The sequence below is a fragment of the Pandoraea eparura genome, from assembly GCF_902459725.1.
Lineage (GTDB): Bacteria > Pseudomonadota > Gammaproteobacteria > Burkholderiales > Burkholderiaceae > Pandoraea > Pandoraea eparura.
The window spans coordinates 24,919-32,930 of the sequence record NZ_CABPSH010000020.1 but is presented as its reverse complement, the minus strand read 5'-3'; the positions used below and the strand labels follow the sequence as shown (position 1 = coordinate 32,930).

Sequence of the window (8,012 nt, the reverse complement as noted above, 5' to 3'; positions counted from 1 at the left end):
AAGGCCGCGACGGCCGCTCGGGGCAAAGCGCTCCGCGGGTGCCGGGCGGTGGCGCCGAGCGCGGTGATTTCGCACAGCGCGGGCCGCGTCCGGCGCGTCGCGACGGCGTCGGCGGCGCCTTGTTGATGGGCAAGGCAAAACGCGACTGATCGGCTCGGAAAGGGTGTCCGGCGCAAAATAAGTAAAATATTAACCTTTTGCGCCCGGCGGCTCGGGCGTGGCATCGGCGATGGGGCAGCGGGCAACGCTGCCGCACCGTCTCGCCAGCGCGCGTGCCGCATTCCCCTTCCCTGAGGATTTCATGATCGCCCGTATTACCCGGCTGTTCCCGTTGTGGGCTCTGCTGCTGTCCGTTTCCGCATACTTCTCGCCGGGCAGTTTCTCCGGCATCACGCCGCACGTCACGGCGCTCCTGACCGTGGTGATGTTCGCGATGGGCGTGACGCTCACCGTCGACGACTTCAAGCGCGTGTTGACGCGTCCGGCACCGATCGTCGCCGGCGTGGTGCTGCACTATCTCGTGATGCCGCTGGCCGCGTGGGTGATCGCGCGCGTGCTGCACATGCCGCCCGATCTGACGGCCGGCATGGTGCTCGTGGGCAGCGTCGCGAGCGGCACGGCCTCGAACGTCATGATCTATCTCGCCCGTGGCGACGTGGCCCTGTCGGTCACCATCAGCGCGATGTCGACGCTCGTGGGCGTGTTCGCCACGCCGCTGCTCACGCGCTTGTACGTCGACGCGTCGATCGTCGTCGACGTCGAAGGCATGCTGCTGTCGATTCTGCAGATCGTGGCGCTGCCGATCGGCGCGGGCCTGCTCATCAATCGCTATTTCGGTCGTGCGGTGCGCGCGGTGGAAGGCTATCTGCCGCTCGTCTCGATGGTGGCGATCGTGCTCATCATCGGCGCGGTGGTCGGCGCGAATCAGGGCAACATTGCCACGGTGGGCCCGTTGGTGATGCTCGGTGTCGTGCTGCACAACGGCATGGGTCTGCTCGGGGGGTACTGGGGCGGTCGTTTGCTGGGCTTCGACGAGTCGATCTGCCGGACGCTGGCCATCGAAGTGGGTATGCAGAACTCCGGACTCGCGGCAACGCTCGGCAAGCTCTACTTCACGCCGCTCGCCGCGTTGCCGGGCGCGCTCTTCTCGGTCTGGCACAACCTGTCGGGCTCGCTGCTCGCGGGCTACTGGCGTGGTCGTCCGACCGGCACCGCCAACGATGCGCAGGCTGCGGTCGCTCGTCCGTCTCACTAAGCGTTTTCCTGCGCCGTGCACGAGTGTGTGCGGCGCGCAACGGCCGCCCGCACCGTCATCGCGGGCATTTGCCTTTCCGACGCGCATCGCCTACAACATCGATATACCGTAGCGCTCCGGCTTACGAACCGGTGCGACCGGTGGCAGTCAATGTTTTGGCGGGAGTGCGTTATGTCTTTGCGAGTCAACGGGATTGTCATCGACGCGCGCCGCGTCGCCGATGAGATCGATCTGCATCAGGACGCGGCCGATCCGGAAGTCGCCGCACAGCACGCGCTTGTGAGTCGTGAATTGCTGCGCCAGCGCGCCTTCGACTTACGCTTGTTCAACGAGAACGACGCGCTGGAGGCGAGCGACGACGCCATCGTCGATGCACTGTTCACGCGTGACGTCCACGTGCATCGTCCGACGCAAGCCGAATGCCGGACCTACTTTCACGATCACGCGGGACAGTTTCGCGTGGGTGACCGGGTGCAGGCGAGTCACATTCTGTTTGCCATGTCGGCGACGGTGCCGCTGTCCACGACGCTGGAGCGCGCGCAGTCGGCGCTGGATACGGTGCTCGCCAACCCTGACGCGTTCGAATCGGTAGCGCAGGCGATGTCGGATTGTCCGTCCGGGCGCACCGGCGGCAGCCTCGGTATGCTCGCGCGTGGCAGTGGCGCACCTGAATTCGAATTGGTGCTGTTTTGCGGCGACCGGCTCGGCGTGGTGCCGAGACTGGTCAACACGCGCTACGGTTTTCACGTGGTGCGAATCGAACGGCGGGTGAAAGGACGCATGCCACCCTTCGAGCGCGTGGCCGAGCGCATCGCTGCGCAGTTGTACGAGCAGGCGCGGGCGCGTGCCCTGCGGCACTATGTAGCACTGCTCGCCGGGGCCGCAGACATTTGCGGGGCCAACGACGATGACGGGCCGGTGCGCGTGCAGTAGTGCCGGGTCTGCCAGGCATGCCCGGCAGGTGATGTGAAAGAGGCGTCGCGTACGTGTCGATGAACTGATCGCTCAACGTCAGATCGTCAAGGTTTGTCTCCCAAGGGCTGGGTTCCGTGCCAGACGGAACCTAGCCCTTTCGTTTTTGCGCCGCGATCGCGGCGTATCCGGCGAATCGGCGCGCAGCGCCTGCCTCACTCCCTTCATGCGAGATCCGTTGATTGGATAGGTATCCAACGCGTTAGGTGTGTCGCTATTGTCATGTCGTGTGTTGTTCACTATCAGTGCCCGCGCGATGAGAGGCAAACGGTGAACCGCATTCGCCTATCCTTAGGATGTCGTGATATTCGAGTGTCATTGTCACGATACTTGAAGCGTGTCTGACGAACATGCGGGGGATCCCTGATGGCAATCACTGCGACCTGTGCCGTCGTTGGCGGCGGCATTTCCGGCATCGCCGCAGCGCACTATCTGCGCGACGCCGGCCTCGAAGTCGAGCTTTTCGATCAGCGTCGATCTCCAGGTGGCCGGATGACCACGGCCACACTCGACGGCGAACGCGTCGATCTCGGCGGCAAGAACATCGGGCGGCACTATCGACGCTTTCGCAAGCTCGCGCATGCCCTCGGACCGTTTGCGTTCGAACCCTTCGGCATCAACACCTCGCGCATCCGCGAGGGAAAGATCGTCACACTCGATAGCACGCGCCGCCTTGGCAGCACGCTCGCGTACCTGCGTGGTTGTCCGCCCGCGGACGCCATGCGTCTTGCCGCGCTTTGCGCGCGGGTGTGGCTCGACGCGCGCAATCGGTTCCTGGACGGGCCATCCTTTGCGCGGCTGGCGCGAGATGCCGACGATGCGTCGCTGGACTCGCACTTCAGTCCGGCGTTCTGTCGCGCCGTCGTGCGGGCAATGACAGTGCGGATGAATGGTGCGGAGCCCGACGAAATGCATCTGGGCAATTTCGGCACGCATCTGAGCATGTGGCTCGACAGCTACGACCAGCTCAAGGCAGGCATGGGCGCGTTCGTCGGTGCAGCAACCGCCCCGCTGGCGATGCTTTTGAATGCCCGCGTCGAGCGGGTCATGGTGCGCCACGGGCGGGTTTGCGGCGTGCAGGTGCGGCAAGCCGACGGGCGAACCGATCACCTGGAATATGACCACGTGGTGCTTGCCACCCCGGCAGGCGTGAGCGCCGATTTGCTGCGCGAGCACGACGCGGGGCTCGCAGCGGCACTCGACGGCATACGCTATTTTCCAGTGCTCGTCGTGGTGGCGGCTTACGGCCGGCCGATATTCTCCGACACCGTGCGCGGTCTGTCGTTCGGCCCGGATAGCGCACTGAGCAACGCGGGCGCCTACGGCATCGACAGGCTCGATCGCGTGCGCTACACATTCAGTGGCCGCAAGGCGCGCGACATGATCGCAGGCGTGCGCCACGCCGGCAGCCTCGCCGGACCGGAAGCCGAAGCGCTGCTTGACCTCGCCGAGGCGACCTTGCGACGGTACATTCCGGTGGATCGGGCCGACCGCCGTGACTTTGTCGCGCATGGCTTCGATCCGGGGTTATGTGCATACGTGCCGCATCACTACCGGCTGCGCGCATTGCTCGATGATCGGCGCCACGCCATCGACGGTCTTGCGTTCGCTGGCGATTATCTGCGCGGTGCGTCGATCGAGGCGTGCATGTTTTCAGCGCAGGAGGCGGCAGTTCGCATCGTCCGGTCACGTCTCTCGCACGATCCACGCGCATCGCTTGGCATCGATTACGGCTATCACGCATCGTCGTAGATTTCGCTCCCAGCCTCAGGCCAACCCGCCGTCATCCCGGTGGGTCCGGTTCCGTCCCCCCATTGTCTGAACGGAGTCGCCATGAACCTTCAATCGCCCCTAACCGGCAGCCCTGCCGGTACCTCTGATGTCACCGTCGCCGATGCCTTTGCCATGCCCAGGAAGCTCGACCGCGCGATGGTCCACAAGGCGGATCCGGTCAATGTTTTCGTGGCATCGATCGAGCGGGCGGATGCCACATCCGAGGGGTACGACACCTTTACCGCCACGCTCGCGATCGATCCGCACCACGCATTTTTCTTCGAGCATCCGCTCGACCACGTTCCCGGCCTGATGATGATCGAAGCCACCCGCCAGAGCGGCACCGCGATCTCGCATCGCTTCTACGACGTGCCTCACGATCTCGTGTTCGTCCTCAATTCGCTGGAAGTCACCTTCGAGCACTTTGCCGAGTTGCACGCGCCACTGTCGGTGCGATTCGTGATCGTCGCCAAGACCTATCGTCATGATCGCCTGTCCGCGTTGGCCTGCGAGAGCCAGTGGCTGCAATCCGGCCGCCTGCTGGGCACGATGAACGCGCGCTGGAGCTTCTCGTCGCCGGCGCTGCTGGCGCGCTTGCGCCATCCGGCGAAGGCCGCCAAGGCGGGCGACATCCATTGAATCGCGTCGATGGCGATGAGCCGTGCGTTGCAGGGAGACATCATGAAACATCTCGCCCGACGTCTGGGCCTGCGCTATACCGAAGATCTTGCGCCGCTGTCGCTGGTGGCCGGCACGGCAGCATTGCAGTGGCTCGCCTATGTCGTCGTGCGCGACGCGTGGGTCGCGGTGGCGTGCGCGATGCTGCTTTTGCTGCCGCAGATCGCCATCTCGACCGCCGTGCATAACCAGTCGCACGTGGGCATGTTCGCGGGGGCCTGGGGCAATCGCGTGCTGGAACTGGTGATGAACCTGCAAACCGGCATGTACGCGGCAAAGTTTCGCGTGCATCACAGCCGGGGGCATCACCTGCACTACACGGAGCCGGAACGGGATCCGTCGCGCTGGATCGACGCCGGCGGTCGCCGGATGTCGCGGCTTTCCTACGTCGCGCACTACTTCCTGACGTACGACTATCACGTGTTGCGCATCGGCCGGACCTGCACGCGCTTGCGTCGGCGCTGTCTCTGGCAGGTGGCTGCCAGCTATCTCGTACTGGCCGCGCTGCTGGTTCACGATCCACGCAATGCGCTCTTGTTTTTTGTCGTGCCAAGGATCTTGGTCTGGCTCAACTTCATTCACATGACGTATGACGATCATATCGATCTCTACGCCAACGATCCGTTCAAGGCATCGCACACGAAGGCAAACCGCTGGCTCAATCTCGTCTTCTTCAACAACGGCTATCACCTCGCGCATCATGTGCGGCCGGGCCTGCATTGGAGCCGGCTGCCGGAATTCCATCGGCAGATTGCCCATCGGATCGACGTGCCGCCATCGACGACGCCCTTGAATCGCTGGTTCCGATAACGAGGTGGATCATGACGGTCTCATCGACGCTCGCCGGTCGCGTGCCCTGCGATCAACCATCGACCGCCTGGCGTGCCATCGTCATTGGCGCGGGCATGGCGGGCTTGCTCGCCACGCATGTTCTGGCGGGGCACTTCGATGAAGTGTGGCTCGTCGAGCGCGACGATTTGCCCGATACGCCCGGCCCTCGGGCCGGAGTGCCGCAGGGGCACTATGTGCATCAACTCCTGATGCGCGGGCGGCGAACGCTCGAGGCGCTGTTTCCCGACCTGGGCCAGGCCTTGCTCGATGCGGGCGCCGTGCCGCTCGACTGGTACCGCTCGGTGCGCTGGTTCGGCGCGGCGGGTTGGATGCCGCCCGCCGGCGAAGGCTTTGTCACGTGGTCGACGAGCCGCGGCCTGCTCGAGTTCGCGGTGCGTCAACGCGTGCTGGCCGAGCGACGGGTTCGTGTGCTCACGGGCTGCGAAGTCACGGGCCTGCATTTCGACACCATGCTCGCGCGCGTTTGCGGCGTGACGATCCGGCGCCGCGCGGGGCGATTGCCCGGGGTTGCCGATGATGCCACGACCTTGCCGGCCGCCTTTGTCGTCGACGCGAGCGGTCGCAACTCGCACGCGTCGTCGTGGCTGCGCGCGGCGGGCCTGGATGCCGTGCGCGAGACCGTCGTGGACGCCCGTGTCGGGTATGCGAGCCGTCTCTATGCGGTGCCGAAGCGCTCGATCTGGCGCGACTGGCAAGCGCTGGTGGTGCATGGCCGCCCACCGGAATGCTTGCGCAGCGGCACGATCTTTCCCATCGAGGGCAACCGATGGATCGTCACATTGACGGGCGCGGGCGGCGATTACCCGCCGGGCGACGACGACGGCTTCCTGGCGTTTGCGCGCAGCCTGCGGGTGCCGACGCTGCACGATGCCATTGCCGACGCTGACCCCGTGTCGCCGATCCGCCAGTTCCGCCGCACGGAAAACCGCTTGCGCCACTTCGACGAGATGGCGCGCTGGCCCGCCGGCTTCGCGGTGCTTGGCGACGCCGCGTGCAGTTTCAATCCGGTGTACGGGCAAGGCATGACGATTGCAGCGTTGAGTGCCGTGGCGCTGGACGCCCATCTGCATGTCCTGCGCCGCGCGAGCGATGCCCCGGGCGGCCTGGCGTTGCAGCGCGCCGTCGCACACGTGGCCCGGCGGGCGTGGGTTTTCGCGACTGGCGTCGATTTGCGTCAGACAGGCGAGCGAGGCGCGGCGCATTGGCGGGCACGGTTCATGCAGCGTTACGTGGAGTCGCTGCTAGGCCTCGCCGTCGACGACGCTGCAATCTATCGGCGCTTTCTGCGCGTGATGCACATGGTGGAGCCGCCGGCCGCACTATTCGCGCCGTCGGTTGCGGCGCGAGTCGCGTGGCGGCTTGCCACGCAGCACGCCGCGCTCGCTTTGACGTCGAGACGTTCCGCATCGCGCTGCTTACGCGACTTGGCGGACGCGAGGAAAAGCGGGCGAAAGTGAACGCCGAATCGAGGAAAGTCGGCGCGCCCGCTTACCTCGGCTCGGATGCGCCTATCTCGCCCCAATCCCACCGTCATTCCGCGCCCGTCTCGCGCGCATGCCGTGCTCAACGCACGATCAGCCCGCGCTCAGCCCACGATCAGTTCGAGCGTGAGCGTGTCGAGCGTAAACGAGCCATCGTCCTGAATCCTGAAATGACGACGCACGTCGTCGGCCATCGCCGTTTGCAGTGCGCGAATGGCCACCTGCATCGGCGCCGGCGTGCGCATGCGCGTGGTCCACGTCTTGAAGTCGAGATCGAGCGTGCGCGGGGTGAGCGACGCCACCGAAAATCTCGCCCCCGCGGCCATCGTCAGCCATTCGCTTGTGGCGTAGTTACGTACATGCGATGTATCGCGCAACACTTCGACCGCTTGAAGATACGTGTCGAGCAGCGGCTGACCGGTGGAGACGACGTCGCAGATCACGACGCGTCCGCCGGGCTTGAGCACACGGCGCATCTCGCGCAGCGCCGCGCCCACATCGGCCCAGTGGTGCGCGCTGTAGCGGCTGAAGACGAGATCGAAGCTGGCATCGGCGAACGGCAGCGATTCGGCCGCGCCAAGCTGGGTGTCGACGTTCGTCAGCCCGCGCTTGGCGGCCTCGCCAGCGACCACGCCGAGCATGTCGGCCGACAGGTCGTAAGCCACCACGCGCGCGACGTGAGGTGCCGCGAAGAAGCTCACGTGCCCAGCGCCACACCCCAGGTCGAGCACCTGAGCGCCCGGATGCGCGCGGGCGATCGCGGCGAGCTGTTCCAGATCGGCCCCCCGTGCATGGTTGGCGCTCGTCAGATAGGCGGCGGCCTGTGGGCCGAACTGGCCGGTGACGACAGCGTTGTGGGCATGATGGGTGTCCTGCGTCGCCGCAGGGGCGTTGGCCGAATCCGGACGGGAAGCGGAGGGCGGGGTGTCGCTCACGGTGAGTCTCCTTCGTAGATGGGGCAGGGGGCGATCAGTAGCACGTCGGTCTGCCTGGGCGCTTGC

General features: G+C 65.6%; 7 protein-coding genes. 6 read left to right on the top strand and 1 reads right to left on the bottom strand.

Features of this window, described 5'->3' with window-relative positions:
* Positions 1-301: 301 nt before the first annotated feature.
* From panS to PEP31012_RS22990, 6 genes are all read left to right on the top strand, one after another.
* Entirely contained in the window at positions 302-1,255 is a 954-nt protein-coding gene (gene panS, locus PEP31012_RS23015) for a ketopantoate/pantoate/pantothenate transporter PanS (RefSeq protein WP_150591531.1), read from the top strand.
* Positions 1,256-1,426: 171 nt separating this feature from the next.
* Positions 1,427-2,188: a peptidylprolyl isomerase gene (locus tag PEP31012_RS23010; RefSeq protein ID WP_246171439.1), complete on the top strand. Its 762-nt coding sequence runs from the start codon at positions 1,427-1,429 to the stop codon at positions 2,186-2,188.
* Between the two features lie 405 nt (positions 2,189-2,593).
* On the top strand, positions 2,594-3,979 hold the full coding sequence (locus tag PEP31012_RS23005) for a protoporphyrinogen/coproporphyrinogen oxidase (RefSeq protein ID WP_150591528.1): 1,386 nt from the start codon (positions 2,594-2,596) through the stop codon (positions 3,977-3,979).
* Between the two features lie 81 nt (positions 3,980-4,060).
* On the top strand, positions 4,061-4,639 hold the full coding sequence (locus PEP31012_RS23000) for an AfsA-related hotdog domain-containing protein (RefSeq protein ID WP_150591527.1): 579 nt from the start codon (positions 4,061-4,063) through the stop codon (positions 4,637-4,639).
* Positions 4,640-4,681: 42 nt separating this feature from the next.
* Positions 4,682-5,488, top strand: a complete 807-nt coding sequence (locus PEP31012_RS22995) for a fatty acid desaturase family protein (protein ID WP_246171438.1) — start codon at positions 4,682-4,684, stop codon at positions 5,486-5,488.
* 11 nt (positions 5,489-5,499) lie between these two features.
* The gene (locus tag PEP31012_RS22990) at positions 5,500-6,987 is read left to right on the top strand and encodes an FAD-dependent oxidoreductase (protein WP_150591525.1); all 1,488 of its coding nucleotides are present in this window, start codon (positions 5,500-5,502) and stop codon (positions 6,985-6,987) included.
* Positions 6,988-7,115: 128 nt separating this feature from the next.
* On the opposite strand, the gene PEP31012_RS22985 is transcribed toward PEP31012_RS22990, so the two are convergent.
* Positions 7,116-7,820, bottom strand: a complete 705-nt coding sequence (locus PEP31012_RS22985) for a class I SAM-dependent methyltransferase (protein WP_246171440.1) — start codon at positions 7,818-7,820, stop codon at positions 7,116-7,118.
* Positions 7,821-8,012 lie beyond the last annotated feature (192 nt).

What these genes read in the sequence shown, in the direction of transcription:
- panS (WP_150591531.1), top strand. Translation starts at nt 302, where the DNA reads ATGATCGCCCGTATTACCCGGCTGTTCCCGTTGTGGGCTCTGCTGCTG.
- PEP31012_RS23010 (WP_246171439.1), top strand. Translation starts at nt 1,427, where the DNA reads ATGTCTTTGCGAGTCAACGGGATTGTCATCGACGCGCGCCGCGTCGCC.
- PEP31012_RS23005 (WP_150591528.1), top strand. Translation starts at nt 2,594, where the DNA reads ATGGCAATCACTGCGACCTGTGCCGTCGTTGGCGGCGGCATTTCCGGC.
- PEP31012_RS23000 (WP_150591527.1), top strand. Translation starts at nt 4,061, where the DNA reads ATGAACCTTCAATCGCCCCTAACCGGCAGCCCTGCCGGTACCTCTGAT.
- PEP31012_RS22995 (WP_246171438.1), top strand. Translation starts at nt 4,682, where the DNA reads ATGAAACATCTCGCCCGACGTCTGGGCCTGCGCTATACCGAAGATCTT.
- PEP31012_RS22990 (WP_150591525.1), top strand. Translation starts at nt 5,500, where the DNA reads ATGACGGTCTCATCGACGCTCGCCGGTCGCGTGCCCTGCGATCAACCA.